Here is a 26441-nt window from a genome sequence, read left to right as displayed (position 1 = left end):
TACACCGTGTCAGGGCAGAACACATCAGATCAGGTACCACGTCAGGTTGCAGCGGCGGCGCTCGGACGCGACGCCGAGTTCGAGTCGGTGGGGGCTCGCACGACGTCGATGATCTGGGCGACGGCATCCATCAACATCGGAGTCGACGGCTCCGCGTATCCGAGCACGATCCCCGCGGGTAGATCGACGGCGGTACCCGGAACCGCGTACCCCGAGAGAGGTGACACGAGGATGCCGCGGTCGGCGAGCGCGTCGACCACCGCAGCCTCGGCCGCCGGCGAGGCGTCTGCGAGCAGCACCACCGCATGGAGTCCCCCGTCGGTGGCGGTCAGCGTCACGCCGTCGACCTCAGCGAAGGCCTCGAGCAGCAGGCGGCGCCGGTGGCGGTAGTCGCGTCTGCGGCGCGCGGTGTGGCGAGCCAGAGCGCCCTCGGCGAGGTAGAGGGCGAGCGCCTGCTGTTGTACCTGCGAGACGGGTGGATCCAGATCAATGCGGGCGTCGACGATCTGCGCGCGCACGGCACCGGTCGCCACGATCCATCCGCACCGCAACGAGGGACTGAGCACCTTCGACAGGGTGCCGATGGACACCACGTTCACCGGGTCGAGCAGATGCAACGGAGGCAGGGGAACCCGCCCGTGCGGGAACTCGCTGTCGTAGTCGTCTTCGACGACGACCGTCTGACGGCGCGCGGCCCAGTCGAGCAGACGCGAACGGGCCGCGGCATCCCACCTGCTGCCGAGCGGGTAGTGGTGCTGCGGGGTCACGATCAGGGCGTCGAGATCGTCGTGCGCCTCGACGGCGTCGAGATCGAAGCCCGAGCCGAGCCGCACGGGGATCGGCACGCCCTCCGCGCCGAGGCGCGCGAGCAGGCGGCGCACGCGCGGGTATCCGGGGTTCTCGATCCCCACCCGCAGGCGCGGGCCACGCGGAGTGAGCGCGAGCATCGTCAACAGCAGCGCGTCGCTCGTGCCCGCGGTGACGATCACATCGTCGGGCGCGACATCAAGGCCCCGGGTGCGCCCGAGGTGCGCCGCGATGGCCTCCCTCAGGGAGGGGTCGCCCGTGACGCTGCTCGTGTCCGCCGCGATCTGGAGCGCGCTCGCGCGACGCCAGGCCGATTTCCACGCGGCATCGACCATGCCCGCCGTGGCGGGGCGACCCGGGCGCAGGTCGACGACGGGCGCGCCGGAGCCGAGCGGCGACAGGGGCGCGGCAGCGGGGGCCGCCGCCGCCGGGCGTGCCATCTCGGCGACAGCCGTGCCTCCGCCCGGTCGGGCGACGAGGTACCCCTCCCCGACCAAGATGTCGTAGGCAGTGACCACGGTGCCCCGAGCGAGCCCGAGGTCGGCGGCGAGCGCACGCGTCGACGGGACGACGTCGCCGCTGCGCACGCGACCCGCGAGCACCGCCGCGCGGATACCGTGCGCGAGCTGCTCGTGCAGCGGTGCGGCCGCGCCGCGATCCAGGATGCCGACGTCGATCACGGAACGATCCTGTCACTGGTCCACCGCGAATGCGCAGAATCGGTCTAGGCGATGGACCAATCGACGTCCTGAAATGGCTTCATGACCGATCTGCCGCGCACTCCGCCGCCCCATGCTGAGCTGCCCCATGCTGAACTTCCCCTCACCGGCCTCACCCGCGTCCGCCGCGGTGCCCACCATCAGCGAACCGATCGCGCCGCCCTCTACGACGTCATCGACAGCGCCCTGTATGCGACCCTCGCGATCGTCCGCGACGGTCGCCCGGTCGCCCTGCCGGTGGGAATCGGTCGCGACGGCGACGATCTGCTCGTCCACGGCTCGACGGGCAGCGACTTCTTCCGCCGTATCGCGGCGGGCGCGCCCGTGAGCCTCACGATCACCCACCTGATGGGCCTGAAGTACGCCCGTTCGCTGTTCGACAGCTCGATGCGGTACCGGTGCGCGGTCGTGCACGCCGTGGCATCCGTCGTCCCGCCCGCCGAGAAGGAGGCCGCGTTGCTCACTCTGTCGGAGCACCTCATGCCGGGGCGGAGCGCCGACGTACGCCCGATGACCGTGAAAGAGATCGCGGCGACCATGGTGCTGCGTATCCCGCTCGAAGAGGCGAGCGTCAAGGACAACGAGGGATCCCTCGTCGAGGTCGACGACGACGGCGAGGACCGGTCGGTGTGGGCCGGGATGCTGCCGCTGCGCACGAAGGTCGGCGAGCCCGTCACCTCGCCCCAGACCGCGGCCGGGACGCCGGTTCCGGCTTCGGTGCGACGCGCGGCCGAACGGCTCGCGGCGACGGGCGCGATCTGACCCGGCCCGGCATGGCCGGGGCTCGGGCCCGTGACGGCACACGTCCTGCACACACACCCGAGCCGCCCTCTCGAGCTGCCACCGACTCCGGCGCAAACCGCCCTCGGTGTCCCGCGACGCGTCCGCATAGACGTTCCTGCAGGAGGTGTGCGCGCCGACAGATACTGCGCCCCAGACCCTCACGTCCGCGAACCGACCGAACGTCGACGGGCGGGGCCGTCCGAGAACGACCCCGCCCGTCTGCAGCCTCAGCGCGCGGCGACCAGCGGCGGTACCTCGTACCGCCGCTGCGTCCCGAAGCGGTGCGCCGTGATCGACACGGCCTGCTCGCGGAGGAACGGCAGCAGCTCGACGCGTCCGGCTCGGGTGACCTCCCCGGCGTAGACCGCCACCGACGGCGAGCCGCCCGTCTGCTCGGCCACGACGCGCGCGGAGCCGCCGAGCAGACGGACGCGCCCGCCGGTGCGAGCCAGGCGTGCGGCACGACGACCCCAGTCGGAGGCGTCCTCGATGCTGGCGCGGACGCCGACCCCCTCCAGCCACGCACGCACGGCGGGCGAAAGCTCCGTCGCGCAGCTCACGGTCACCGCGGAACCGGCCCGCACCCCCGGGGCGACGACGCGCACGAGAGCGGACGAAGACGCGTCTTCGAGCCGCACGGTCACCGGCACCGCGGCGTAGCGCAGCACGTTCTGTTCTGACTCCAGGCCGGTCACATCGCGCGCCAGCGAGAACTCCGATGCCCAAGCCGCGGCATCGCTCGCGAGGGCGGATGCCAGCCACTCACGGTCGGCCGCGGGCACGGCCGCCAGCGCCGGGGCGGCGAGAGCGTCTCCCGCGCACGGCGCGGACGACGACGCGTCCGTCCACGTCCCGAACCCGAAGAGGTAGTGCGGACCGCCCGCCTTGGTGCCGGCACCGACAGCCGACTTCTTCCATCCACCGAAGGGCTGGCGCTGCACGATGGCACCGGTGGTGCCGCGGTTGACGTAGACGTTGCCGGCCTCGATGCGCGCGAGCCACGTGTCGATCTCCGACGTGTCGAGCGCGTGCAGGCCGGACGTCAGGCCGTACTCGATGGCGTTGACGATCTCGATCGCCTCCTCCAGCGTCTCGGCCGTCATGATGCCGAGCACGGGCCCGAAGTACTCGGTGCGGTGGAATTCACTTCCCGGCTGCACGCCCTCCCGGATGCCGGGACGCCACAGCATCCCGTCCGCGTCGAGGCGCTGCGGCTCGACCACCCACCGCTGACCCGGCTCGAGCGACGTCAGCGCCCGCAGGAGCTTGCCCTGTGCGGGCTCGATGAGCGGGCCGACGCGCGAGGCCTCGTCCCACGGCATCCCGACCTCCAGCGAGGTGACGGCGTCGACGAGCTGGTCGCGGAAGCGGCGCGAGCGGGCGACGGAGCCGACGAGCACGACGAGGGATGCCGCCGAGCACTTCTGGCCCGCGTGCCCGAAGGCCGACATCGCGACGTCCTTCGCGGCGAGGTCGAGGTCGGCGCTGGGGGTGACGATGACGGCGTTCTTGCCACTCGTCTCGGCGAGCAACGGCAGGTCGGGGCGGAAGGAGCGGAACAGCTCGGCCGTCTCGTACGCGCCGGTCAGCACAACCCGCTCGACGGCGGGGTGCGTCAGCAGCTGCCGGCCGAGGTCGTTCTCGGACACCTGCACGAGCTTCAGCACCTCGCGGGGGACCCCGGCCTCCCACAGGGCCTCGACCATGACGGCGCCGCAGCGCTCGGCGAGACCCGCGGGCTTGATGACCACGGCGGAACCGGCGGCGAGCGCGGCGAGCGTCGAGCCGGCGGGGATGGCGACCGGGAAGTTCCACGGCGGGGTGACGACCGTGACGCCGACGGGCGTGAAGTGCGCGCCGTCGACGGTATCGAGCGTGCGCGCCTGCTCGGCGTAGTAATGCGCGAAGTCGATCGCCTCCGACACCTCGGGGTCGCTCTGCTCGATGACCTTGCCGCACTCCGCACCCATGACCTCGAGCAGATCGGCCCGGCGCGCTTCGAGCACGTCGCCGGCGCGGTGCAGGATCTCGGCGCGGCCCGCGGCCCCGAGCGCGCGCCACGCGGCGGCGGCGTCCGCGGCATCCTGGATCAGCGCGTTCAGAGCGGCATCGTCGGTCACGGTGTGCGCGGCGATGGTCGCGCGCCCCAGGTCGGAGCCCTGCATGCGCGCGACGATCCCGGCGGCCCAGCCCCGGTTCGCCTCGATCGCGGGGTCGGAATCGGGGGTGTTGCGGAAGCCGTGCGCGGGGGCGGGAGCGGCCGGGGCCGTGCGGTCCTGCACGCGGTTCGACGCGGGCACTCCCTCGGGCATGTCGGCGAGGGATGCCAGGAAGCGGTCGCGCTCGCGGGCGAACAGCGCCGCGTGGGTGTCGAGGTCGAACACCGCCGACATGAAGTTCTCGCTCGACGCCCCCTCTTCGAGGCGCCGGATGAGGTACGCGATCGCGACGTCGAACTCCTGCGGGTGCACGACGGGGGTGTACAGCAGGATCGAGCCGACGGTGCGGCGGACGACGGTCTGCTGCGCGGTCGCCATGCCCAACAGCATCTCGACCTCGATGCCCGGTCGGCCCGCCGGGCCCGCCGCCGTCACCCCGCGGCGCTCGGCGAGCAGCCACGCCAGGGCGATGTCGAACAGGTTGTGTCCGGCGACGCCGATCCGCACGTTCGCGGTGTGCTCGGGGCGCAGGGCGTAATCGAGCACCGCCTTGTACGAGGCGTCCGTCGCCTGCTTCGACGGCCAGGTGGCGAGCGGCCAGTCGTGCACGTCGGCATCCACGCGCTCCATCGGCAGGTTCGCGCCCTTCACGACCCGCACCTTGATCGGGGCACCCCCGGATGCCACCCGCGCGGCCGTCCACTCCTGCAGGCGGATCATCGCGGCGAGCGCATCGGGCAGGTACGCCTGCAGCACGATGCCGGCCTCGACGCCGTGGAACTCGGGCTCGCCCAGCAGCGTCTCGAACACCGCGAGGGTGAGGTCGAGGTCTTTGAACTCCTCCATGTCGAGGTTGAGGAAGGTGCCGGTCTCCTTCGCCACGCGGTACAGCGGGCGCAGGGCCGACACGGCGTCGGCGACCGCGGCGTCGAACGCCCACGGGGTGTGCGGCGCGACGGTCGACGACACCTTGATCGAGACGTAGTCGACGTCGTCGCGGGCGAGGAGCTTGCGCGTGCCCTCGAGCCGGCGCGCGGCCTCCTTCTTCCCGAGGATCGCCTCACCGAGCAGGTTCACGTTGAGACGGATGCCGTCGCCCCGGCCGCGGATCGACGAGATGGCGTCGCCGAGCTTGCGGTCGGTGGCGTCGACGATGAGGTGGCGCACCATGGAACGCAGCGCCATGCGGGCAGCGGGGACGACGACCTGCGGCACGATCGGCGCGGCGAAGGCACCCAGACGGATCGCCGCCTTCAGGTGCAGGGGAAGGAACCCCGGGATGAGCGGGGTGAGCGCGGCGAGATTGCGGGCGGCCACGCGCAGGTCTTCGGGGCGCACGACGCCATCGACGAAACCGACGGTGAAATCGAGTCCGTGCGGGTCGCGCAGCACGCCTGCCAGGCGCTGAGCCGAAACGTCGACCGGCTCGTCGCGGCTCTCGACGAGCCACCGCTGTACGAGGGCGATCGCCTCGTCGGCGAGCTCGTGCGGCGAGACGAGCGAATAGGTGATGTCCTGTTCAGTGAGCGACATGGCGGTCCTTCCTCGATTGAGATCAGTGTGAAGCTCGAATCTCATCGAGAAAAGCGATCATTCCCGACGGATAATGTTCGAGATCACCGAAGGGATGCCGTGTTCGATCTCCGCCGCTTGCGCCTTCTGCACGAACTGTCTCTGAGGGGCACGCTCGCCGCCGTCGCCGAAGCACTCTCCTACAGTCCGTCGACGATCTCCCAACAGCTCTCGCTGCTCGAGAAGGAGGCCGGGGTACCGCTGCTCGAGCCCGACGGCAGGCGCCTGCGTCTCACCGCGCAGGGCGCCGCGCTCGCGGCTCACGCCGCCCGGATGCTGGACGCCGACGAAGCCGCCCGCGCCGAGCTCGAACGCCTCCGCCCCTCCCTGGCGCCGGTGCGCGTCGCCGTCATGCAGTCCGCCGCGCACGGGCTGCTCCCCCGCGCCCTCGACGCCCTCGACGAGAGCGAGCCGCACCTGCGGATCGAGGTCGCCGAACTCGCCCCCGAAGAGGGGTTGTTCGAGGTCGCCGCGCGCGGGTTCGACCTCGCCGTCGCCGAGCAGTACCCCGGCCATACGCGGGAGCACCGCGGCGGTATCGAGCGGAGCCTCCTCGGGCGGGATGCCATCCGCCTCGCCGTCTCGCGCGACGATCGCGCGCACCGACTCGAAGCCCTGCGCGACCGCGCGTGGGTGATGGAACCGGTGGGCACCGCCGCCCGCCAGTGGGCGACCCAGCAGTGCCGCGCCGCCGGGTTCGAGCCCGACGTGCGCTTCGAGATGGCCGACCTGACCGCGCACGTGCGGCTCGTGGCATCCGGACATGCGGTGGGGATGATTCCCGACCTCGTCTTCGCCGGCGACGACCCGCCCGTGCGCCTGGTCGATCTGCCGGGTGAGCCGCGTCGCGAGGTGTTCACGGCCGTCCGCCGCGGAACGGCCGACCGCCCCGGCATACGCGCCGTGCGCGGAGCACTGCAGGCGGCGTACGACCGGGGCGGCCGGTGACGGGGCTTACTTCGTCAGCGCGATCTCGTTCGGCGTGACGTCGAGCGTGACGCTCTTCACGACCTCACCCGTGGTGAGATCGACGGCGTGCACGGCGTTCTTCGCGGGCTCGGTGACGTAGGCGATGTCGCCCGACACCTTGATCGCGGGGTGTGCGTCCTGCCACTCGACCGGACCCTCCCACGCGCCGATGACGGGGAACGACTCGGTGAACGCGCCCTTCTCGAGGTCGAACACGTGGATCGCGCCGTCCGAGGCGAGGATGTACCCGAGGTCGCCGGGGCCGCGCGCCAGGTCGCGGAAGGTGTACTCGGCCCCCGCGGGCATGTCGACGACGGTCTGGGTCTTGGCCTCGGTGTCGATCAGCGAGACGCGGTGCAGCAGGTAGCCTTCGGCATCCCGGTCGTCCTTGTAGTCGCCGAGCACGAGCGGGCTGGTGTCGGTGACGAAGATGTTGCCCATGCGTCCGTAGGGCTGGTCGGGGGCGTCGACCTTGGTGATCTCGCCGTCGGCGTAGATGAGCGCGCCGTTCTCGCAGCCGAAGACGACGACCTCGTTCTGCGTGGTGCCCTCGCCGTGCACACCGGGGCAGGTCGCGTTCTCGGCGACGGTGGCGCCCGAGGGGTCCTTCACGACGATGCCCGTGCGGCCGTTCGCGTTGCCGACGGTGGTGACGAAGGAGCCGTCTTCGAGCACGATCGACACACCGTGGTGCGCCTCGACACCCGGAATGGTCTCCGACGCGGGGAGCTCGTCAGTGGATGCCAGCAGGGCATCGGTGTCGAAGATGGTCGAGTCGCTCGTGCCGTCGGCGTAGAGCACGGTCTTGCCGCCGTGGGTCACGACGTGACCGGGCTTGGCCGCCGGGAACACCAGGTCGGTGAGCTCGGGCTCGGCGCCCGCGGTGCCGGCATCCAGCACCTGGAACCCTGCGCTCGTGGTGACCATGACGTGGCGGCCGTCACCGGCGGAGTTCAGGCGGGTGAATTCCTCCGACGTGAAGTCGCCGAGCGTCTCGAGGCTCTCGCCGTCGAGCACGACGATGCCGCCCGCGTACGAGAGAGCGACGCGGGTGCCGGTTTCGGCCGGGGCATCGGAGGCGGGCGCGGCCGAACCGGTGCCGGCGCCGCCGGCGCACGCCGACAGGGCGACGGTCGCGCCGACCGCGAGAGCGAGCAGGCCCGCGCGGCGGAAGCCGCCCGCGCGGAGGGAAGAACTGCGCATGTGATGTCTCTTTCTTCGGTGGGTGGCCGGCCGCTCAGGGCGACAGGCCGGTGGCGATGCGCTCCGTGTTGACGCGCATCATGGTCAGGTAGTCGGGGGCGCCGCCGGAGGCGTCGGTGAGCGACTCGGTGAAGAGTTCCGTCACCGTCACGTGGCGGTCGGCCTCTTCGGCCAGTGCCCGCACGAGCCGGTCGGGCGAGGAGGACTCCGCGAAGATCGTCGGCACCCCGGCTTCGTCGATCGCCGACACCAGGTCGGCCAGGTCGCTCGTGCTGGGTGCGGCCAGCGTCGTGCCCCCGGGGATGACGGCGCCCACCAGGCGGAAGCCGAACCGCTCGGCGAGGTAGCCGAAGACGTGATGGTTGGTGACCAGGGCACGGCGCTCCGCCGGGATCGCCGCGAAGGCGGCGACCATCTCGGCGTCGAGGGTCTCGAGGTCGGCGCGATACGCGGCGGCGTGCTCGGCCACCGCGGGAGCGCCGAGCCCCTCGAGCACGGGCGTGAGCGCTTCGACGACGGCGATCATCTGCGCGGGGTCGGTCCAGAAGTGCGGGTCGTCCGCGCCCCCGGCGTCGGTCGAGGTGTACGGCAGCACCGCGACGGCATCCCCCGCGACGAAGGTCTCAACCCCCTCGGATGCCGCGGCGTCGAGGTGCTGCTGCAGCCCCTCCTCGAGCCCGAGGCCGTTGGCCACGAGCAGGTCGGCGGAGCGCATGCGGGCGGCCTCGGCGGCGGAGATCTCGAACGAGTGCGGGTCGGCACCCGGACGCATGAGCGTCATGACTTCGACGTCGTCGCCGACGATGTGCGACACGACGTCGCCGAGGATGTTGGTCGTCACGACGACGAGGGGGCGATCGGATGCCGCGCCCCCGGCGCATCCGGTGAGTGCGAGCAGGGCACCGGTCACCGCTGCGGCGAGGAGTCTGCGCATGTCAGCGTCCCGTCTCGGCGACGAAGAGCGGCGTGCGCTCAGGCATGAACTCGCGCGCGACGCGGGCGTCGTCGGCGAAGTCGATCTCCCACATGCGCCCCTCGGACGGGCCGTTGAGGTAGGCGCGCTGCTGGTCGGCGATGAGGCTGACGGGCCGGCCCGCGGCGAGGCTCTCCCCCACCAGAGGCGAGGATGCCGCACGCTGCGCACCCGTCTCTCCGTCGAGAACCAGCACGCGCCCGTCGGCCGTGAGCGCGAGGACGGTGGCGTCCTTGTCGTCGACCGCGGTGACCTGCACGACGGGCTCCGGCGCGGGCAGCAGCGTCCACGACCGCTCGCGCGTGTCGAGCATCCAGATACCGGCGCCGTCGGCGACCGCCGCGACCGTGGGACGACCCTCCCGGTTGGCGAAGGAGGTGGCGCGCGGCGCCGTCGAGCCCTCCGGGTACGGAATGCGCTCGATCGCGGGCTTCTCCTCCTCGACGGTGACGAGGAGGGCGCCGTCGCGGCATCCGATGACCGCGCCGACGCGGGTCGTGATCGTTCCGGCGGGTTCGACGCACGCGACGGGCTCGCCCAGCGGCGCCCCGTCGGCCGCGTGCAGCGTCACCTCGTCGGCCGCCGCGACCGCCGCGAAGGAGCCCGCGGGCACCACGAGCCCGTTGCCCGGCGCCGCGGCGATGCGGAAGGTCTCCACGATCTCCCCCTTCGACAGCGCCTCGGTGTCGAGCAGCACCGCCTCGCCGGAGTCGGGGAAGAACAGCCCGGTTCCCCCGGTGGTCGAGGAGTTCGACGTCGACACCGTGGCCACCCCGCTGCCGAGGACCTCGCCGAGCACCTTCGCCTCTGCGCGGTAGTAGTGGAAGTGGTCGACGTGGTCCCAGGTCCACACTCCGCTGTCGACGACCGAGACGCCCGTCTCGTCGGAGGCGAACAAGTAACGGCCATCGGAATGCATGGCCGCGGGGGCACGGACCGTCCCGAGGTCGACGGTGGTCTCGTCGAGCAGATCGAGGTGCGACACGTGCCCTTCGCCGTCGATGGAGGTCAGACCCACGGCGGGTTCCGCCAGTTCGGTGGCCCCGGCGATCTCGCCGTGGGTGTCGGCGGTTGGCTCGGCCGATGGGTCGGCGCCGGTCGCGACCGGCGCCGCACAGCCGGCGAGCGCGAAGAGCAGCAGCGCACCGAGAGGTGCGAGCCGCCGGGGGGAGGCGGGGTGGAGCATGGGGGGCTTTCTGGTTCAGGCGGGCAGGGGAACAGGGGATGCCACGCGCCGGCGCACCGCATCACGGCAGGCGCGAAGAGCCCACGACGCGCCGGCTGCGCCGATGGCCGAGGCGGCGATGGTCGCTCCGGCCGCGGTGGCGGCGTGCCACGAGACGAGCAGGCCCGCGGCGACCGAGACGGCGCCGATCACGGCGGCGAGCACCATGGTGGTGGGGATGCGGTTTGTCCACTGGCGCGCGGCGACCGCGGGCGCGACGAGCAGGCCGACGACGAGCAGCGAGCCGACCGCCTGGTAGGAGGCGACGACCGCCAGGGTCACGAGCCCGACGAGCACCGTTTGGGCGACACGGGGCCCGAGGCCCAGCACACGGGCGACGCGTTCGTCGACGGCGAGCGCGACGAGGCTGCGGTGAGCAAGCACCGCGGCGGTCGCACCGATGACCACGGCGACGGCCAAGACGACGAGGTCGCCGGATCCGATGGCGAGGATGTCACCGAACAGGATGGCGGTGGCATCGGTGGCGAAGCTTCCCGCGTGAGAGATGACGATCACGCCGAGCGCGAGCATGCCCACGAAGAGCAGGCCGATGCTCGTGTCGTACGAGAGTTTGGCCCGCCGCTGCAGGGCGCCGATGCCGAGACTCATGACGGTTGCACTCGCCGCGGCGCCCAGCAGCACGGGGAAGCCCATCACGGTCGCCAGTGCGACGCCGGGGAGCATGCCGTGGGCGAGCGCTTCGCCCAGGAACGCCATTCCGCGGACGATGACCCACGTTCCGGCGATCGCGCACAGGATCGCCACGAGCACGCCGCCGAGCAGTGCACGTTGCACGAACTCGAGCGAGAAGGGGTCGGAGAGCCAAGACACGTTGCCCGACCGTACTGCGAATGAGAACGATTCTCAAACTCGTATGATGGATGCCATGCCCCCTCATGCCGTCGTCGCGCGCGCCCTCCGAGTCGATTTCGCGGGCACCCTCGCCCTCGACGATGTCGACGTCCAGATCGACGCCGGCATCCTCGCCGTCATCGTGGGCCCGAACGGCGCGGGCAAATCGACGCTCCTCGAGGTGCTGGCCGGGGCGCGCGAACCCTCGCGGGGAACAGTCGACGTCGGTCCGCGCTCGCGCGCCTTCGTCCCGCAGCGCGCGGCGGTGTCGGAGCACCTTCCACTCACCGTCGGCGACATGGTCACGGCGGGCACGTGGCGACGCACCGGGCCGTTCCGTCGCCTCGCAGCCCACGACCGCGAGGCGATCCGTGCGGCGATGGAACTCCTCGACATCACCGCCCTCGCGCGGCGACCCTTCGCCTCTCTGTCCGGCGGACAGCGGCAACGCGCGCTCCTCGCCCAGGGGTTGGCATCCCGGGCCGACATCCTCTTCCTCGACGAGCCCACCACGGGCCTCGACGCCGGCAGCGCCGAGCGCAACCGCGCCGCCATCGCGCGAGAACGTCGCCGCGGAGCCACCGTCGTGTGCGTGAGCCACGACGCCCGCCTCATCGCCGACGCCGATCAGGTGATCGCCCTCGACGCCGGGCGCGTGCACACCCCACCCACCGAGGTCAGAGCCGCGCGCGAACCCGTTCGGTGACCCGCGCCAGCATCTCCGCCGCCGCCCGGGCGACGTCGTCGGGCTCCGCTTCGACGGCCGACTCGACCTCGCGCGGGAAGCGACGCAGCGCCACCCACGGCTCGGCAGCGAGGTCGACCTCGAGATAGATGTGGTTCACCCGCCGGTCGTCGGCATCGAACTCCCGGCGCAGCAACCCGCGGCCGATCAGACGATCGACGAGGGTGGTGACACCGGCGGCGGTGACCCCCAGGCGGACGCGGAGATTCGAGGGACGGATGCCGGGCTCCTCGGCGATGCACGACATCGCGGCCGCCTCGAGCTCGCTGACACTCAGGTCGCGGCGGGCCTTCGCGATGGCCTCCTCACGCGCGGCGACGTAGTCGTCGAGCGCGGTCATCAACGCGGAAGGGAGCGACAACGGCATCCACCTCCTCCACGCGGTCCGGCCGACCACACCTCCACCATAGTGAGGAAACTGAATATTTCATGTGATTAATTAACCTTGCGAAATACGTGATAGTCTAGTGTTTAGCCGAACCCGACTCATGACCGAAGGAGATCACCATGGCCACCCTGTACTACGGTTCCGACACCGCGCCCATCTCCTTGCCGGATCGCCTCATGGGCTACATCAAGGTCATCGCATCCACGAAGCTGCGCCGCGGAGAGTCTTTCACCCTCACCTGGACGGGGACGGAGGATGCGGACGGACGGTCCACGATCTGGTTGCAACCGGCCATCCCCTTGCGTTTCGTCTTCGAATCCGTCGAGCCCGAGCAGCTGGTCGGCGACTACCTGCGCGCGCTCGCCGATCAGGCCAACGCCGCCTCGGGCCTCGTCGTCGACGTGCGCACATGGGAGTCCGCCGAGGAGGCGTCTCGCGCACCCGCACGCACGACCGGTCGTCCGGTTCGCGCAGCCTGACCGTTTCGTTTCCCGCTCCGAGCGTCCTCGCTCCCGCGATAGTGTGGGGGATGCATGAGATTCACGTGCATAGATCGGGGAGCGCGGTGCCGGTACGACCTCTACTGAACAAAGACCTGCTCGAGGACTGGCTGGCCCAGTTCCGCGGACTCGGCTACCTCACCGGCAGCGAGATCCGCCTCCTCGAGCAGGAAGACGAGTCCGACCCCGACGCCGGCCTGATCGTCGTCGACCTGAGCGGTGCGAAGACGGTCACCTATCTCCAGCCGATCGCCGGCGGCGACGGCGCGTGGAAAGCGACGATGGAGGCGCGCGACGCCGTCATCGAACTCAGCGCCGTCGATCTGGTCAACCTCGGCAACGAGGTCGTCGTGCTCGGCGCGCTGGTGTCGTTCCTCGAGACCCGATCGCGCGAACTGCTGGCGGCCAGCTGAGCGGGCCACCCGACGAACGCGGAAAGGCGGTGCGACCACCGTCGCACCGCCTTTCGTCACGTGTGGGTCAGCGGTCGAGCACGGCCTGACCCGCGGCTGCGGCGTCGCGAAGAGCGTCCTCCGGCGCCTTCTGACGCAGCATCGCCTTCTCGAGCTCGGCGCCGAGCGCGGCACTGATCTCCGAGTACGAGCTGATCGACGGACGCGACTTGGCGTACTCGAGCTGGTCGACGAACACCTCGAGGAGCGGGTTGTCGGCAACGTGAGCCTTCCACGCGTCGGAGTCCTGGGTCTTGAGGTTGGTCGGCAGGAAGCCGGACGCGATGTCCCACTGAGCCTGCTGGTCGGGCTGCATGAACCACGACAGGAAGGCGTAGGAACCGGCCTCTTGCTCATCGGTTCCGTCCGTGAGGTACGACACGTCGGTGCCCGTGTTCATCGCCGGCGTCTGGATCTGCGGGAACGTGAAGACGCCGACGTTGTCGGCTCCGATCCCCTCCTGGACCGACTTCAGGTTGTACGCGCCGCCGATGAACATCGCGAACTGCCCGGCGTTGAACGCCGGCCATCCCTGGTTCTGGTTGCTGTCCGCGGCGGTCGAGGGGTACGCGACGCCCGCGTCGATCATGTCGGTCCAGGTCTTCAGCGCCGTGACGCCCTCGGCCGAGTCGAACTCGACCTGGGTGTTGTCCTCGTTGAGGAACTCGCCGCCTGCGCTCCACAGCATCGACTGCCAGGTGAAGACCGGCCACTCGTTGCTGCCGATCGGCAGGTAGACGCCATAAGTCCCGTCCTTCGTGAGCTTCTTGGCATCCGCCGCCAGCTCCGCCCAGGTGGTGGGGGTCGAGGTGATGCCCGCTTCGGCGAACTTCTGCTTGTTGTAGATGACGGCGTAGTCGCCACCGTCGGTCGGCAGGGCGTAGGTGGTTCCGTCGAAGACGCCCGAGGCGAGCATGCCGGCGGGGATGTCGTCGGCGGCGAGGGCGTAGTCGCCGGTTCCGAGCTTGTCGTCGAGGGCGACGATCTTGCCGGTGTCGATGGCCTCGCCGAGCGACGACGGGTTGGAGTCACCGAGCACGAGGTTCGGAGCCTGGTTGCTGTTCAGGGCCTGCACGAGGCGGGCGGTGAAGCCCTCGGCGGCGATGAACTGCGACGTGACCTCGTAGGTGTCCTGCGACTGGTTGAACTCCTCGACCAACTCGGCGAGCTTGGTGGCGGCGTCGCCCGTGGCCTGGTTCCACATCGTGATGGTGGTCTTGCCGTCGGCCGAGCCGGCGTTACCGGTGACCGAGCCGCCGGAGCAGCCGGCGAGCGTGACGGCAGCGGTGACGACGACCGCGCCGACGGCGAGCCCCCGACGGGCGAGAGGTGCCTTGATCATTTCTTCTCCTAAGTGCGCTGAGAGCAGGTGGTGCAGCGGGTGGGTTCGGGTGAGGGATGCGGATGGCGCGGGTCAGCGCAGACCGCCGGAGATCGCTTTGACGATCTGGTTCTGGAACAGCAGGAACACGATCAGCACCGGGATGACGGCGAGCGTGGAACCTGCCATGAGGAGGTTGAAGTTCGAGGCGCCCTCCTGCGACTGCAGGAGCGTGAGACCGATCTGGACGGTGAAGAATTCCGTCCGGTTGACCGCGATGAACTGGAAGAAGAAGTTGTTCCAGTTGTAGACGAACGACAGGATCGCGAACGAGCCGATCATGGGCGTCGCCATCGGAGCCATGATGAGGCGGAAGCGCTGCCACACGGTGGCCCCGTCGATGCGGGTGGCGTCTTCGATCTCGGAGGGGAAGTTCGAGAAGAACTGCCGGAACAGGAACACGCCCAAGATCGAGGGGATGTTCGGCACGATGAGGCCCTGGTAGCTGTTGAGCCAGCCCAGCGACGACAGCAGCGAGATCAGCGGCGTGAACACGACCTCGAACGGCACCATGAGGGCCCCGAGCAGGATGACGAAGATCACGTTGCTACCGCGGAACTTCAGCCGCGCGAAGGCATAGCCGGCCATGAGGCTGGTCACGACCTGACCGAGCGTGGACAGCACGGCGACGACGACGGTGTTGAGGTAGAAGCGCCCGAACGGTGCGATCTCGAACAGGCGTGTGTAGTTGTCGACGTGCCATTCGGTCGGCAGGAACGTCGGCGGTACGGCCAGCGCCTCCTGCGCCGATTTGAAGCTGACCAGCACCATCCAGACGAACGGGCCGAAAAACAGCACCGTGGCCACGATGAGGACTGCGTGGCGCAGGATGCCGGGAACGGAGGCGGAGAGGGGCTTGCGGCGGCGGGCCGGGGCCGCGGTGCGGGGGCGCTCGAGAGACAGGGTCATGGCAGGGCCTTTCAGAGCATCTCGATGGTGTCGCGACGGGCGAGGAAGCGCAGCTGCAGCACCGTGACGGTGATGCCGATGACCAGCAGAAGCACCGAGGCCGCGGTGGCGGCGCCGCCGTTGAAGAACTGGAAGCCCTGCTCGTAGACCCAGTAGATGACGGTCTTGGTCGAGCCGAGCGGCCCGCCGGCGGTGAGGACGAACACCTGCGTGAAGATCTGCAGGGTGCTGATGAGACCGGTGATGACGAGGAACCCGCTGGTCGGTGCCACCAGCGGCAGCGAGATCGAGAAGAACCGGCGGAGGACACCCGCGCCGTCGAGCTTCGCGGCCTCGTGGTAGCTGGGGGGAATGGTCGACAGCGCCGCCGAGAAGATGATCATCGTGTAGCCGACCTGCTGCCAGATGATGAAGACGATGACCGAGATGATCGCCCACGGCTCGGTGGTGAGGAACGGCACGGGATTGATGCCGAACGGCTTCAACGCCTGGTTCACCAGTCCGCCGAGCGGCGTCAGCAGGTACGAGAAGATGAGCGCGCTTCCCACCGTCGGGGCGATGTGCGGGGCGAAGATCATCGTGCGATAGAACGATCGGCCCCGGAAGGGGCCGTCCAGGAGCGCCGCGAAGACGAGTCCGAGTGCCATCGACCCGGGGACGACGATGGCGGCGATGAGAGCCGTGTTACCGAGGGCGCGGGGGAAGGTGCTGTTCTCGGCGAAGAGACCGGCGAAATTGGCGAACCCGACGAACTGGGTGTTACCGGGATTGCCCGGGTTCCAGTCGGTGAAGCTGTAGACCACCGTCTGCAGCAGCGGGTAGAGGTAGAAGACCGACAGCAGGATGGTCGTGGGGGCGATGAGCGCGTAGCCGGCGCGCCCCTCCTTCTCATGCATCGAGCGACGGCGGCGGACCTCCTCGCTGCGACGGCTGTCGCCGCCGCCGCGGGTGCTGCCCATCGTGCGCGGCCGCTCCGGGGCGGGGACGGTCGTCGTCACAGCACACCGCCGGTGTGCCCGATCGTCGGGCGGGTGCGGGTGGCGAGGTGGCGCATCATCAGCTCCTTCAGCAGGGGGGTCCGACCGCGACGGCGGGTATCGCATCGGTGTGCGTCGTCGTGCGTCGGTTCGGTTGAAGGTATGGTTCGCGTGTTTCGCGCACATTTCTTGTCGGTGTCGGTATGAAGTAATTCGGAATTTGGGCCACTTTGTTCGATTTCTGCGACAAGCGATGTATAGAGTGAGGGCATGCCCACCCACGCTGCCGCCCTCCGCGATGCCGACTACGCCCCCGGCTCCGTAGGCGATGTCTTCCGACTGATCCGGTCGGACCAGGCGACGTCGCGCTCGGCGCTCGCGCGCCACACCGGGCTGTCTCCGTCGACCGTCGGCATCCGTGTCGAAGCCCTGCAGCGCCTGGGGCTGGTCTCCGAAGACGGCGAACAGGAGTCGCGGGGAGGACGCCGCGCGAAGCGCCTGCATGTCTCACGTGACGCGGGCTGGGTCGCGGCCATCGACTTCGGAGCGAACCATCTCGACGTCGCGCTCGCCGACCTCGACGGCCGCATCTTCACCCAGACCACGCATCCCGGGGTCGACGATCAAGAGCCCGGGGCCGTCGTCGCGTCGATGTGGCGACGCATCGTGGAGGCGTCGGAAGCCGCCTCCGTCGAGACCTCCGCCCTTCGCGGCGTTGCCGTCAGTCTTCCCGCCCCGATCGAGTACCCCAGTGGACGCGTGGTGTTCCCGTCGTTCATGCCGTCGTGGCACAACGTCAGCCTGCCCTCCCTCTTCGCCGGCTTCACCGACGCCCCCGTGCTGGTCGAGAACGACGCCAACCTCGTCGCTCTGGCAGAGGCCACCCCGGCAGGCGGCGACCACCTGCTCGCGGTGGTGCTGGGGATGCGCATCGGTAGCGGCATCATCACCGAGGGCCGACTGCAGCGCGGTTTCAACGGTGCCGCGGGCGAGATCAGCCACACCTCCGCCGGGGGCGAGCCTGCCATCTCGTGCGTGTGCGGACTCGACGACTGCCTCGAGTCGGTGGCGAGCGGCGGCGCCATCGCGGCCAAGCTCGCCGCGGCCGGCTACGCCGTCGCCACGGTCGAGGACGTGATCCACCTCGGCCGTACCGCCGATCCCGTCGTCGTCGCCGCGCTTCGGGAAGCGGGCACGCGGATCGGCACGGTCCTGGCATCCGTCGTCAACTTCTTCAACCCGCGACGTGTCGTGCTCGGCGGCACGATGTCGACCTCCGCACCGTTGGTGGCCGCCATCCGTGCCGAACTGTTCAACCGCTGCCTGCCCATCGCCGCGCACGATCTCGACGTGAGCGCCGCCGACGATCCCGCCTCGGCGGGCCTGCGTGGCGCCGTCAAACTCGCCCTCGAAGAAGCCCTCGCCCCGGCGAGGATCGACGAACTCGCGCGCATCGACGCGCAATCCGCACAGACGGCGCAACCGGCGTGACCCTCGAGTCCGGTTCCTCTCCCACCGCACGCATCGCCGTCGACGTGGGGGGAACGACCGTCAAGGGCGCCGCCTTCTCGGAAGACGGATCGGTGATCGCCCACGGCACCGTCGCCACGTTCGCCGCCGACCGCGATGCGCTCGGCAGCGTCCGTGCGGTCGTCGCCCGACTCGCCTCCCACATCGAGGCCCGCGGCGTGCGCGCGACGGGTATCGGCGTCGCTTCGCCGGGCCTCGTGGATGCCGTGCGCGGCAGCGTCGTCTACGCCGCGAACCTGGGCTGGACGGATCTCGACCTCGTCCCCGCCCTCGTCGACGATTTCGGCCTGCCCGTGCGCCTCGAACACGACGCGCGGGCCGGGGCGATTGCCGAGCGTGCCGCGCACATCGATGAGGCGGGGGTGTACCGCGAGTTCATCTTCGTGCCCATCGGCACCGGCGTGGCCGCGGCCGTGGTCACCTCCGGCGCCCTCGTCCACGGGGCGACCGGCGGCGCGGGCGAATTCGGCCACATGCCCGTGGGCCCTGGGCGCGAGCTGTGCGGCTGCGGTCAGCGGGGATGCATCGAGGCCTACGCCAGCGCATCCAGCGTGCTCCGCCGCTACCGTGCGCAGGGTGGCACCGGCGCGACGACCACCCCTGAACTCGTGCGGTCGCTTGCCGACGATCCCGTCGCGGCATCCGTCTGGAACGATCTGATCGACGCGCTCGCCGTCGGCCTCAGCTCGCTCAGCGCCGTGCTCGATCCGGCGCGCATCGTGATCGGCGGTGGGCTCTCGCGTGCGGGGGCCCCGCTGATCGAGCCTCTGCGCGCCGCCATCGACGCCAGGCTCGGGTGGCGCCCCACCCCCCTGCTCGTGCAGTCGGCGCTGGGCTCCCACTCCGGTCTCATCGGCGCGGGCTTGCTCGCCGATGACCGCCCGGTCACCTCGCGGTTCGCCGTGACAGCGGCATCCGCCCTGTCGTCGCTGCGCCTGCTCGCGCCCGCCGAGTCCCCCGTCCCCCGTCCCGTCGACTCCCATCACCAGTGAGGTTCCCATGTCTCATCAGCCGCTCCGTATCGGCCTGATCGGCGCAGGTGGCATCAGCCTGAACCACCTGCCGCACCTGCTCGCCCTGGGCGCCGAGGTCTACGTGTACTCGCAGGAGGGCGCTGCCGAGCTGGTCGCCGCCCACGGCGGCACGGCCGTCGAGACCCTCGACGAGCTTCTCGACCGGGTCGACATCGTCGACGTCGTCACTCCCACGGTCACGCACTTCGACGTGGTGTCGCGGGCGTTGGAGGCGGGCAAGCACGTCATCTCCGAGAAGCCCCTCACCCGCACCCCGGAGCAGGCGAGCGAGCTGCTGCAGAAGGCGGCCGACGCCGGTCGTCAGCTCTACCCCGCCCACGTGGTGCGCTGGTTCCCCGAGTACGTGCAGCTCAAGCGCGCGGTGGACGCGGGCCAGCTCGGCGAGCTCGCGGTGCTGCGCTTCTCGCGCTCCGGCGCCTACCCCACCCGCACCCCCTGGTTCGCCGACCGGGCGCTGTCGGGCGGCATCATCATGGACCAGATGATCCACGACCTCGACATCGCGCGCTGGGTGGCCGGTGAGGTGGTCACCGTCTCGGCCGTGTCGAGCCGTGCCGGCGACGCGACGGCCCCCGTCGAGGCCGCGCACGTGCTGCTCACGCACGCGAGCGGAGCGATCAGCCACATCGCGGGCCTCTGGGGCCCCGAGCACCTGGCCTTCACGACCGAGTTCTCGGTCTCGGGCACCGGTGGCACGCTCGAGCACTCGTCTGCGGCGCAGCGCAACGTCCTCACCGACCTGGCGGTGTCCACCGTCGGCGGCGAGGCCGTTCCCGACACCGACCCGGCCGAAGATCCCTACTACCTCGAACTGCAGGACTTCCTGCGCGCCTTCGCCGACGGCGAGACCCCGCGCGTGACGGCCGCCGACGGCGCGGCCGCTGTGGCCATCGCCGCCGCGGCGCTCGAGTCCCTCGAGACGGGGCAGCCCGTCGACCTCACCGCGAAGGGATGGTGACGCCATGACCGTCATCGACTCCACCCGACCGCTGCGCGTGGCCGTGATGTCGTTCGCGCACACGCACGCGCACAGCTACGTGCAGCTGCTGCTGGCGACCCCCGACGTCGACGTGCGCGCGAGCGATCCCGGCCCGTACGTCGAGGGCGAGCTGCGAGGGGCGGCTTTCGCCGCCGAGCTCGGCGTCGACTACGTCGACACGTACGACGAGCTGCTGGCGTGGAAGCCGGATGCCGTGATCGTCACGAGCGAGAACGCCCGCCACCGCGAGCTGGTCGAGAAGGCCGCCGCCGCCGGCGCTCACATCCTGTGCGAGAAGCCGCTCGCCACCTCTCGCGAAGACGGCCTGGCCATGAAGAAGGCCGTCGACGAGGCCGGCGTCATGCTCATGGTGGCGTTCCCCGTGCGCTTTGCCAGCACCTTCGCCACGCTCAAGGCCACCTACGACAAGGGTTCCCTCGGTCAGCTCGTCGCCGTGCGCGGGAGCAACAACGGCAAGCTCCCCCGCGAGCGGTCGTGGTTCACCGACCCCGCCCTCTCGGGCGGCGGCGCCCTTGTCGACCACGTGGTGCACATCGCCGACCTGCTCGACGGACTCATGGGCGCGACCCCTGTGTCGGTCACGGCCGTCGCCAACGCGACGCTCCACGCCGATCGCGCCCGCGCCGAGACCTCGGGGCTGGTGACCATCACCTACGACAACGGCGTCATCGCCGCGATCGACTGCTCGTGGAGCCGACCCGACACCGCGCCGACCTGGGGCGGCGTGCGCATCGTCGTCGCCGGCACCGGCGGTACCGCCGAGGTCGACTTCTTCGGGCCGCGCGTGACGGGGCTGGCGTCGGCCACCGGAGCACCGGTCGAGCTGCCCTACGGGCCCGACTTCGACCGTGAACTGCTGCGCACGTTCCTCGCCACGGTGCGCTCCGGCGAGCAGCCGCAGCCCGACATCGCCGTGGGCCTGCGGACGCTCGGGATCGTGCTGGCCGCGCAAGAGTCCGCCCGCACCGGCCGCACCGTCGCCGTGACGCTCTGAGCGAGGAGAACGCATATGCAGGTGATCGTCCTCCCCGATGCGGATGCCGTCGGGACCTACGCCGGCGACCTCATCGCCGACCGCGCCGAAGCCGGCACGCTGAAGGTGCTCGGCGTCGCCACGGGTTCCTCCCCCCTGCCGGTGTACGAGTCGCTCGAGCGTCGCGCTTCGCCGGCGGTGCGCCGGCTCACGGCCTTCGCCCTCGATGAGTACGTGGGGCTTCCGACGGAGCATCCCGAGAGCTACCACGCGGTCATCGATCGGGAGGTGACCGAGCTCCTGGGCCTCGATCCGGCGCGCGTGCACGTGCCCGACGGGCTCGCCGACGACATCGAGGCCGCGGCCGCGGCGTACGAGCGCGCCATCGTCGATGCGGGCGGTGTCGACCTGCAGATCCTCGGCATCGGGTCGACCGGCCACATCGGCTTCAACGAACCGACCTCGTCGTTCGCGTCTCGCACCCGCATCAAGACCCTCACCCCCGAGACGCGGCGCGACAACGCCCGCTTCTTCCCGAGCCTCGACGACGTGCCGCTGCACTGCGTGACGCAGGGTCTCGGCACGATCATGGACGCCCGTTCCGTGCTGCTCGTCGCCTTCGGGGCGGGCAAGGCGGATGCCGTGGCGGCCGCGGTCGAAGGCCCCCTGACGAGCATGTGCCCGGGCAGCATCCTGCAGATGCACCCCGACGCCACGGTGCTCGTCGACGAGGCCGCTGCCGCCCGCCTGACGCTGCGCGACTACTACGACTTCGTCTTCGCCCACCGCCCGGCGTGGCAGAGATGACGGCTCGACGTCGGCTGTTCCATGACGTCACGGTCGTGGACGCCGACGGTGAGCGCCCCGGCTCGTGGGTGCTCACCGACAGCGAGCGCATCCTCGCGATCGGGACCGGGGCGCCTCCTCCGGGAGATGCCGAGCGCATCGACGGGGCCGGTGGCACGCTCACCCCCGGCTTCATCGACCTGCACCGGCACGGCGGCGGCGGACACCGGCACGAAGACGGTGTCGACGGCATCCGCGCGGCCGCCGACCTGCACGCCGCGCACGGCACGACCCACGCAGTCGCGAGTCTCGTCGCCGCCCCCGTCGACGTGCTCGAGACGCAACTCGCCGCCATCGCGGCACTCGCGCGCACCGACCGCCGGGTACTCGGCAGCCACCTCGAGGGACCGTTCCTCGCCGTCGACCGTTGCGGCGCACACGATCCGCGGCACCTCATCGACCCCACGCCCGAGGTCGTGCAGCGGCTGCTCGACGCGGCCGAGGGGACGCTCCGTCAAGTCACGCTCGACCCCCAGCGGACGGGCGCGCTCGACGCGATCGACATGTTCCGCAGCGCGGGCGTCGCCGTCGCCGTCGGTCACACCGACGCCACGTACGACGAGGCCGCTGCCGCCTTCGCCGCGGGCGCGACGCTGCTCACCCACGCCTTCAACGCGATGCCCGGGCTGCACCACCGCGCCCCAGGTCCCGTGCTCGCGGCGGTCGACGCCGGCGACGTCGTGCTCGAGCTCATCCTCGACGGCCTGCACGTCGACCCGCGTCTCGCCGCGGCCCTGTTCACGCTGGCTCCGGGTCGCATCGCCTTGATCACGGATGCCATGGCCGCCGCCGGCGCCGATGACGGCCTCTACCTGCTCGGCGACCTGAACGTCCGCGTGGAGGGCGGCCGCGCGCTCGTCGACGGCTCGGACACGCTCGCGGGGTCCACCCTCACGCAAGACGAGGCCCTGGCGAACGCGAGAGCCCTCGGCATCCCTCTCGCGGCCGCCGTCGAGGCGCTGACCCTGACGCCCGCGCGAGCACTGGGCCTGGACGACCGGCTCGGACTCGTGCGGCCGGGGTTCTCGGCTGATGTCGTCATATGGGGCGGCGAGGGCACGGTGAGCGACGTCGATCAGACCCGTCCGTCGCCCCGGGCCGTGAAGTGAGCGCGCATCCGCGCGCCCCAGAGCGCGAGCTGGGTCCGGTCGGCGACCTCGACCTTCCGTAGAGCGGACTGGATGTGGGAGCGCACGGTGTTGATCGACACCTGCAGCTCTGCGGCGAGCGCCTCATTGGAGGTGATTCCCTGGCTCAAAAGCGCGACGACCCGTGTCTCCGACGGACTGAGTGCGCGCACCCGTGCGCGGTCGCCGTCCGAGACGCGCAGATGAGCGAGTTCTTGGATAACGGGTGCCGCGACCCGGGTCGACACGAGGGCCGCTCCGGCGTGTGCCGCGCGGACGGCTTCGACGAGCTGCGCGGAGTCGTGCGTCTTCAGCAGGTATCCGCTCGCGCCCTCCGCCAGTGCCCGGAGCACGAGGTTCTGCTCGCCGTGGCTGGTGAGGACCACGACGCGGGTGGCACCGCCCGTCTCCCGGATGATCGCGCGCGTCGCATCGATGCCGTTCATCCCCGGCATCTCGAGATCCATCAAGACGATGTCGGCGCGTTCGGCGACGGCCACCGTGACGGCGTCACCGCCGCTTCCGGCCTCCCCCACCACGGTGATGTCCGTCGCGTTCTCCAGCCGAAGGCGCACACCTCGCCGGAACGGCCGGTTGTCGTCGGCGATGAGCACGCGGATGGCGTCCGACGGCGTCATCCGGGCTCGCCCGTCTGGGCGGCGAACGGGATGGTCACGCGCAGTTCCCACCCGCCGGCACCGTCGTCCGAGGTCTGCAGTCGGCCATCGACGAGCGCGAGCTTGTCGGCGAGGCTCTGGAGTCCCCATCCGAGTCCGAGTTCGGCTTCGTCGTCGCGATCGCGGCGGGCAGGGCCGTTGACGACCCGCGCCTCGACCTCTTCTGCGCGAACGGCGACCGATACTCGCACGGGCGCACCCGGCGCGTGCTTCGCCGCGTTCGAGAGCGCCTCTCTCACCGCCTGATAGGCGATCGCCGACACGACGGTGGGCGGGGTCGACGGCGATCCGGTGAACGCGAGGCTCACCTCGGCGCCCCGCTCCTGCCAGAAGCCGACCAGTTCTTCGAGACGGCGAAGGTCGGGGGTGGGGCTGTGCGCCCCGGTGTCCACGGCGCGCAGGTCTCCGAGGGCCCCGTACAGACTCGCCGCGGCGTAACGGCCTTCGGCCCGCACTTCTTCGATGAGTTCGAGCGCTCGCGCGGGGTGCGCGGGCGCGAGCTCGATCGACGCGTCGCAGAGCGAGACGAGTCCGGCGAGGTGCTGACCCGCGACGTCGTGGAGTTCCTGAGCGATGCGTCCCCGCTCGTTGTCGCGCGACGCGTCGATCGCCGCCTGCTGCGCACGTTCGATCTGCAATGCCCGCGCATCCGCGCGGCGCGTACGCCGCGCGTGCGCCGCCCACAGCACGCCCAAGCCGGCCGCGGCCCACGCGATCGTGGCCAACCCACCGCCCTCCGTCAGCACGAAGCTCGCGATCAGCACCGTCGGCACTCCCTGGAGATGCGCCCACACGACGAGCACGGCGATCGCGGCGGTGACCGTGCCGACGGCCCAGATCGCAACGAGCGCCGCGGGGCGGGCACTGCCGAGCGCGAACATCGCCACGGCGACGACCAGGTGCATCGGCGTCGCCCACGTCGGAACGTTCAACGCGACCGCGGCGGCCAGGTAGCACCCGAGCGAGGCGAGCACCGCGAGCTCCGGGCGAGTGGCCAATCGGCTCACCGCGAGCGCCTGTACGAGACAGGCGAGGATCACGAGCGCCATGAACACCACGGGCGGCAGCTGCAGCGTCCACTCGCCCCGACCGGTGATCAACGTCACGAGGGGATCGCTGCACACCGGGATCACCGTCGCGACGAAGAGCACCGCCGCAGCGACCGGCGAGCGCAGCACCGTGTCCACCCGCGCGTCGGTCGCGCGGTGGAGGAGGGCGGGAACCGCCTCGTCCTCGCGGACGGACCCGGCGGCGAGCGACGTGGTCCCCCGTGTGCGCGAGGCGCCGCCGGCCGACTCGATCGAATGCATGCCGTTCACGCTAGGCCAACGTGGCAGCGGCCGATCTCGCCCGACGGGCCGAGCCCGCCATCGGCACGGGGTGTCGCGACACCCTCGGCGAGGAGATCGTCTGATCGGACGATTTCCTCCATGACCCGTTCGACCGCGGCGAGCACGACGAGAGGGCCCTCGATTCCCGTCGTGACGGCGAGGAAGCGGGGGTGGACGCGGTGTGCCCCTCCATCACGGCCACCTCGAAGAACCGAACGACCCGGTTACGGTCGGACACGCGAGGCGTCACCGCCTCTCGAAGGGAACACATCGGGGGGCCGATGCAGAAGCACACGTGTCAGCCGGTGAGCGTCGTCATCGCACGGCGAGTGGTCCGTGGGAAGACCGCATGGGGGCTCAGCCGCTGACACTCGCTTCGCGTTCCGGCCCCGATGGTGAGCGATCACCGTCGGGGCCCTCCTGGTCTCGCGGGCGTCCAGCGCAACGGCATCCACCCACGGGCGAGGTGGGATGCCGCGCGGTGGGGTCGATCTCCCGCATCGGCACCGACGAGCGCGCCGGGTGAACGACGAAGCCCCGGCGCCGAGCGGCTGTGCGCTGGTGACGGGGCTTTCGATCCTGGTGGCGAGTGAGGGATTCGAACCCCCGAATGCAATGCAGTCTGATTTACAGTCAGATCCCTTTGGCCGCTTGGGTAACTCGCCAGAGTGCGCACCCGCCCGGCTTTTTCAGTCGACCAGAGGCGCGATAGACCACTCTACTATCCCCGCGGGGCTGCGTCGAACCACGACGGCGGCGACGTCGGCACGTGTGCTCAGCGGCGCACCTCGGCGGCATCCACGACGCGCGCGACAAACTCTTCGGTGCGTCGCTTCGTGCCGTCGATCTTGCGATCCACGCTCGCACGGATCTCGCTGGGGGCGAGCGGTGCCGCCAGACGCACCGTCTCGTGGCACGACATGTCGGCGCAGATGTAGGTGCCCACGGTGTCGCCGTGCTCCCCGGCCTCCCCCGCCTTGCGCGCGGTGAACAGCGACACCTGATCGCCCGGCTGCATCGTGTGGCACAGATTGCACATCGCCGAGCGGGCCCGGGACTGGCCCTCGGCCGCGCGCAGCACGACACCGATCGGCTCTCCCTGGTGTTCGGTGATGATGTAGCCGCGGCCGCGAGTGCGCGGGTCGCGCCACGCGAGGAAGTCGAGATGGTCCCAGTCGGCCAAGACGAAGTCATGGTGCAGGGCGAGGACGCGCAGCTCGTCGGGCGTGGCGTTGACGAACGCGTCCCGGACCTGGTCTTCGGTGAGTGCTCGCATGGCATCCGAGTCTACGAGCGTCTGGGTAGGCTG

24 protein-coding genes and 1 tRNA gene are annotated in these 26441 nt (G+C 70.7%); 11 read left to right on the top strand and 14 right to left on the bottom strand.

Features of this window, described 5'->3' with window-relative positions; genetic code table 11:
* Nucleotides 1-41: 41 nt before the first annotated feature.
* On the bottom strand, nt 42-1487 hold the full coding sequence (locus QE410_RS03450; RefSeq protein WP_307327875.1) for a PLP-dependent aminotransferase family protein: 1446 nt from the start codon (nt 1485-1487) through the stop codon (nt 42-44).
* Nucleotides 1488-1568: 81 nt separating this feature from the next.
* Between QE410_RS03450 and QE410_RS03445 the strand changes: the two genes are divergently transcribed.
* Complete coding sequence (locus tag QE410_RS03445) at nt 1569-2288, top strand: pyridoxamine 5'-phosphate oxidase family protein (RefSeq protein ID WP_307327873.1); 720 nt, start codon at nt 1569-1571, stop codon at nt 2286-2288.
* A 248-nt stretch (nt 2289-2536) separates the two neighbouring features.
* Here QE410_RS03445 and QE410_RS03440 read toward each other — a convergent pair whose 3' ends face one another.
* Nucleotides 2537-6001, bottom strand: a complete 3465-nt coding sequence (locus tag QE410_RS03440; RefSeq protein ID WP_307327870.1) for a bifunctional proline dehydrogenase/L-glutamate gamma-semialdehyde dehydrogenase — start codon at nt 5999-6001, stop codon at nt 2537-2539.
* A 99-nt stretch (nt 6002-6100) separates the two neighbouring features.
* Here QE410_RS03440 and QE410_RS03435 point away from each other — a divergent pair, with 99 nt between their 5' ends.
* Complete coding sequence (locus QE410_RS03435) at nt 6101-6988, top strand: LysR family transcriptional regulator (RefSeq protein WP_307327867.1); 888 nt, start codon at nt 6101-6103, stop codon at nt 6986-6988.
* 6 nt (nt 6989-6994) lie between these two features.
* Here the strand turns inward: QE410_RS03435 and aztD are convergent, their stop codons facing one another.
* The 4 genes from aztD to aztB are packed head-to-tail and all read right to left on the bottom strand — an operon-like array spanning nt 6995 to nt 11241.
* The gene (gene aztD, locus QE410_RS03430) at nt 6995-8212 is read right to left on the bottom strand and encodes a zinc metallochaperone AztD (RefSeq protein ID WP_307327864.1); all 1218 of its coding nucleotides are present in this window, start codon (nt 8210-8212) and stop codon (nt 6995-6997) included.
* 34 nt (nt 8213-8246) lie between these two features.
* Entirely contained in the window at nt 8247-9146 is a 900-nt protein-coding gene (gene aztC, locus QE410_RS03425; RefSeq protein ID WP_307327860.1) for a zinc ABC transporter substrate-binding protein AztC, read from the bottom strand.
* Nucleotide 9147: 1 nt separating this feature from the next.
* On the bottom strand, nt 9148-10371 hold the full coding sequence (locus tag QE410_RS03420; RefSeq protein ID WP_307327857.1) for an ABC transporter: 1224 nt from the start codon (nt 10369-10371) through the stop codon (nt 9148-9150).
* A gap of 15 nt (nt 10372-10386) precedes the next feature.
* Complete coding sequence (gene aztB / locus QE410_RS03415) at nt 10387-11241, bottom strand: zinc ABC transporter permease AztB (RefSeq protein WP_307327855.1); 855 nt, start codon at nt 11239-11241, stop codon at nt 10387-10389.
* 55 nt (nt 11242-11296) lie between these two features.
* Between aztB and aztA the strand changes: the two genes are divergently transcribed.
* Nucleotides 11297-11968, top strand: a complete 672-nt coding sequence (gene aztA / locus QE410_RS03410; protein ID WP_307327851.1) for a zinc ABC transporter ATP-binding protein AztA — start codon at nt 11297-11299, stop codon at nt 11966-11968.
* Here aztA and QE410_RS03405 read toward each other — a convergent pair.
* Nucleotides 11940-12374 (bottom strand): MarR family winged helix-turn-helix transcriptional regulator, encoded by a 435-nt coding sequence (locus tag QE410_RS03405; RefSeq protein WP_307327848.1) that lies wholly within the window; start codon nt 12372-12374, stop codon nt 11940-11942. The two genes, aztA and QE410_RS03405, sit on opposite strands and share 29 nt — an antisense overlap.
* Nucleotides 12375-12514: 140 nt before the next feature.
* Here QE410_RS03405 and QE410_RS03400 point away from each other — a divergent pair, with 140 nt between their 5' ends.
* Nucleotides 12515-12874, top strand: a complete 360-nt coding sequence (locus tag QE410_RS03400) for a hypothetical protein (RefSeq protein WP_307327845.1) — start codon at nt 12515-12517, stop codon at nt 12872-12874.
* Between the two features lie 50 nt (nt 12875-12924).
* Complete coding sequence (locus tag QE410_RS03395) at nt 12925-13308, top strand: hypothetical protein (RefSeq protein ID WP_307327842.1); 384 nt, start codon at nt 12925-12927, stop codon at nt 13306-13308.
* A gap of 67 nt (nt 13309-13375) precedes the next feature.
* On the opposite strand, the gene QE410_RS03390 is transcribed toward QE410_RS03395, so the two are convergent.
* The 3 genes from QE410_RS03390 to QE410_RS03380 all read right to left on the bottom strand — a co-directional run bounded on the left by QE410_RS03390 (nt 13376) and on the right by QE410_RS03380 (nt 16635).
* Nucleotides 13376-14689 (bottom strand): ABC transporter substrate-binding protein, encoded by a 1314-nt coding sequence (locus QE410_RS03390; protein WP_307327840.1) that lies wholly within the window; start codon nt 14687-14689, stop codon nt 13376-13378.
* 72 nt (nt 14690-14761) lie between these two features.
* The gene (locus QE410_RS03385) at nt 14762-15637 is read right to left on the bottom strand and encodes a carbohydrate ABC transporter permease (RefSeq protein WP_307327836.1); all 876 of its coding nucleotides are present in this window, start codon (nt 15635-15637) and stop codon (nt 14762-14764) included.
* An 11-nt stretch (nt 15638-15648) separates the two neighbouring features.
* Nucleotides 15649-16635 (bottom strand): carbohydrate ABC transporter permease, encoded by a 987-nt coding sequence (locus QE410_RS03380; protein ID WP_307327833.1) that lies wholly within the window; start codon nt 16633-16635, stop codon nt 15649-15651.
* A gap of 249 nt (nt 16636-16884) precedes the next feature.
* Between QE410_RS03380 and QE410_RS03375 the strand changes: the two genes are divergently transcribed.
* The 6 genes from QE410_RS03375 to nagA are packed head-to-tail and all read left to right on the top strand — an operon-like array spanning nt 16885 to nt 23106.
* Nucleotides 16885-18105, top strand: coding sequence for an ROK family transcriptional regulator (locus QE410_RS03375; RefSeq protein ID WP_307327830.1), 1221 nt, complete (start codon nt 16885-16887; stop codon nt 18103-18105).
* Nucleotides 18102-19136, top strand: coding sequence for an ROK family protein (locus QE410_RS03370; RefSeq protein ID WP_307327827.1), 1035 nt, complete (start codon nt 18102-18104; stop codon nt 19134-19136). The genes QE410_RS03375 and QE410_RS03370 overlap by 4 nt, the downstream gene beginning before the upstream one ends.
* A gap of 7 nt (nt 19137-19143) precedes the next feature.
* Nucleotides 19144-20136, top strand: coding sequence for a Gfo/Idh/MocA family protein (locus tag QE410_RS03365; RefSeq protein WP_307327824.1), 993 nt, complete (start codon nt 19144-19146; stop codon nt 20134-20136).
* A gap of 4 nt (nt 20137-20140) precedes the next feature.
* Nucleotides 20141-21172 carry a Gfo/Idh/MocA family protein gene (locus QE410_RS03360; protein WP_307327822.1) on the top strand — a complete coding sequence of 344 codons (1032 nt, stop codon included), beginning with the start codon at nt 20141-20143 and terminating at the stop codon, nt 21170-21172.
* Nucleotides 21173-21187: 15 nt separating this feature from the next.
* On the top strand, nt 21188-21958 hold the full coding sequence (locus QE410_RS03355) for a glucosamine-6-phosphate deaminase (RefSeq protein WP_307327819.1): 771 nt from the start codon (nt 21188-21190) through the stop codon (nt 21956-21958).
* Entirely contained in the window at nt 21955-23106 is a 1152-nt protein-coding gene (gene nagA / locus QE410_RS03350) for an N-acetylglucosamine-6-phosphate deacetylase (RefSeq protein ID WP_307327816.1), read from the top strand. Before QE410_RS03355 ends, nagA begins: the two co-directional genes overlap by 4 nt.
* On the opposite strand, the gene QE410_RS03345 is transcribed toward nagA, so the two are convergent.
* From QE410_RS03345 to QE410_RS03330, 4 genes are all read right to left on the bottom strand, one after another.
* Nucleotides 23073-23762, bottom strand: coding sequence for a response regulator transcription factor (locus QE410_RS03345; RefSeq protein ID WP_307327813.1), 690 nt, complete (start codon nt 23760-23762; stop codon nt 23073-23075). The two genes, nagA and QE410_RS03345, sit on opposite strands and share 34 nt — an antisense overlap.
* Nucleotides 23759-25111, bottom strand: a complete 1353-nt coding sequence (locus QE410_RS03340; RefSeq protein ID WP_307327810.1) for a sensor histidine kinase — start codon at nt 25109-25111, stop codon at nt 23759-23761. The genes QE410_RS03345 and QE410_RS03340 overlap by 4 nt, the downstream gene beginning before the upstream one ends.
* A 601-nt stretch (nt 25112-25712) precedes the next feature.
* Nucleotides 25713-25797: transfer RNA gene (locus QE410_RS03335), tRNA-Tyr, on the bottom strand.
* 110 nt (nt 25798-25907) lie between these two features.
* Nucleotides 25908-26408 (bottom strand): FBP domain-containing protein, encoded by a 501-nt coding sequence (locus QE410_RS03330; protein WP_307327807.1) that lies wholly within the window; start codon nt 26406-26408, stop codon nt 25908-25910.
* Nucleotides 26409-26441: the final 33 nt, after the last annotated feature.

The organism is Microbacterium sp. SORGH_AS_1204 (assembly GCF_030818935.1).
Classification (GTDB): domain Bacteria; phylum Actinomycetota; class Actinomycetes; order Actinomycetales; family Microbacteriaceae; genus Microbacterium.
The sequence above is the reverse complement of the archived record's forward strand: the minus strand, read 5'-3'. Positions and strand labels throughout refer to the sequence as shown.

Excerpts from the sequence above, each read along its gene's own strand:
- aztC (WP_307327860.1), bottom strand. The coding sequence starts at position 9,146 with ATGCGCAGACTCCTCGCCGCAGCGGTGACCGGTGCCCTGCTCGCACTC.
- QE410_RS03355 (WP_307327819.1), top strand. The coding sequence starts at position 21,188 with ATGCAGGTGATCGTCCTCCCCGATGCGGATGCCGTCGGGACCTACGCC.
- QE410_RS03345 (WP_307327813.1), bottom strand. The coding sequence starts at position 23,762 with ATGACGCCGTCGGACGCCATCCGCGTGCTCATCGCCGACGACAACCGG.
- QE410_RS03385 (WP_307327836.1), bottom strand. The coding sequence starts at position 15,637 with ATGACCCTGTCTCTCGAGCGCCCCCGCACCGCGGCCCCGGCCCGCCGC.
- QE410_RS03365 (WP_307327824.1), top strand. The coding sequence starts at position 19,144 with ATGTCTCATCAGCCGCTCCGTATCGGCCTGATCGGCGCAGGTGGCATC.
- aztD (WP_307327864.1), bottom strand. The coding sequence starts at position 8,212 with ATGCGCAGTTCTTCCCTCCGCGCGGGCGGCTTCCGCCGCGCGGGCCTG.
- QE410_RS03360 (WP_307327822.1), top strand. The coding sequence starts at position 20,141 with ATGACCGTCATCGACTCCACCCGACCGCTGCGCGTGGCCGTGATGTCG.
- QE410_RS03445 (WP_307327873.1), top strand. The coding sequence starts at position 1,569 with ATGACCGATCTGCCGCGCACTCCGCCGCCCCATGCTGAGCTGCCCCAT.
- QE410_RS03340 (WP_307327810.1), bottom strand. The coding sequence starts at position 25,111 with ATGCATTCGATCGAGTCGGCCGGCGGCGCCTCGCGCACACGGGGGACC.
- QE410_RS03330 (WP_307327807.1), bottom strand. The coding sequence starts at position 26,408 with ATGCGAGCACTCACCGAAGACCAGGTCCGGGACGCGTTCGTCAACGCC.
- nagA (WP_307327816.1), top strand. The coding sequence starts at position 21,955 with ATGACGGCTCGACGTCGGCTGTTCCATGACGTCACGGTCGTGGACGCC.
- QE410_RS03400 (WP_307327845.1), top strand. The coding sequence starts at position 12,515 with ATGGCCACCCTGTACTACGGTTCCGACACCGCGCCCATCTCCTTGCCG.
- QE410_RS03405 (WP_307327848.1), bottom strand. The coding sequence starts at position 12,374 with ATGCCGTTGTCGCTCCCTTCCGCGTTGATGACCGCGCTCGACGACTAC.
- aztA (WP_307327851.1), top strand. The coding sequence starts at position 11,297 with ATGCCCCCTCATGCCGTCGTCGCGCGCGCCCTCCGAGTCGATTTCGCG.
- QE410_RS03390 (WP_307327840.1), bottom strand. The coding sequence starts at position 14,689 with ATGATCAAGGCACCTCTCGCCCGTCGGGGGCTCGCCGTCGGCGCGGTC.
- QE410_RS03440 (WP_307327870.1), bottom strand. The coding sequence starts at position 6,001 with ATGTCGCTCACTGAACAGGACATCACCTATTCGCTCGTCTCGCCGCAC.
- QE410_RS03375 (WP_307327830.1), top strand. The coding sequence starts at position 16,885 with ATGCCCACCCACGCTGCCGCCCTCCGCGATGCCGACTACGCCCCCGGC.
- QE410_RS03420 (WP_307327857.1), bottom strand. The coding sequence starts at position 10,371 with ATGCTCCACCCCGCCTCCCCCCGGCGGCTCGCACCTCTCGGTGCGCTG.
- QE410_RS03395 (WP_307327842.1), top strand. The coding sequence starts at position 12,925 with ATGCATGAGATTCACGTGCATAGATCGGGGAGCGCGGTGCCGGTACGA.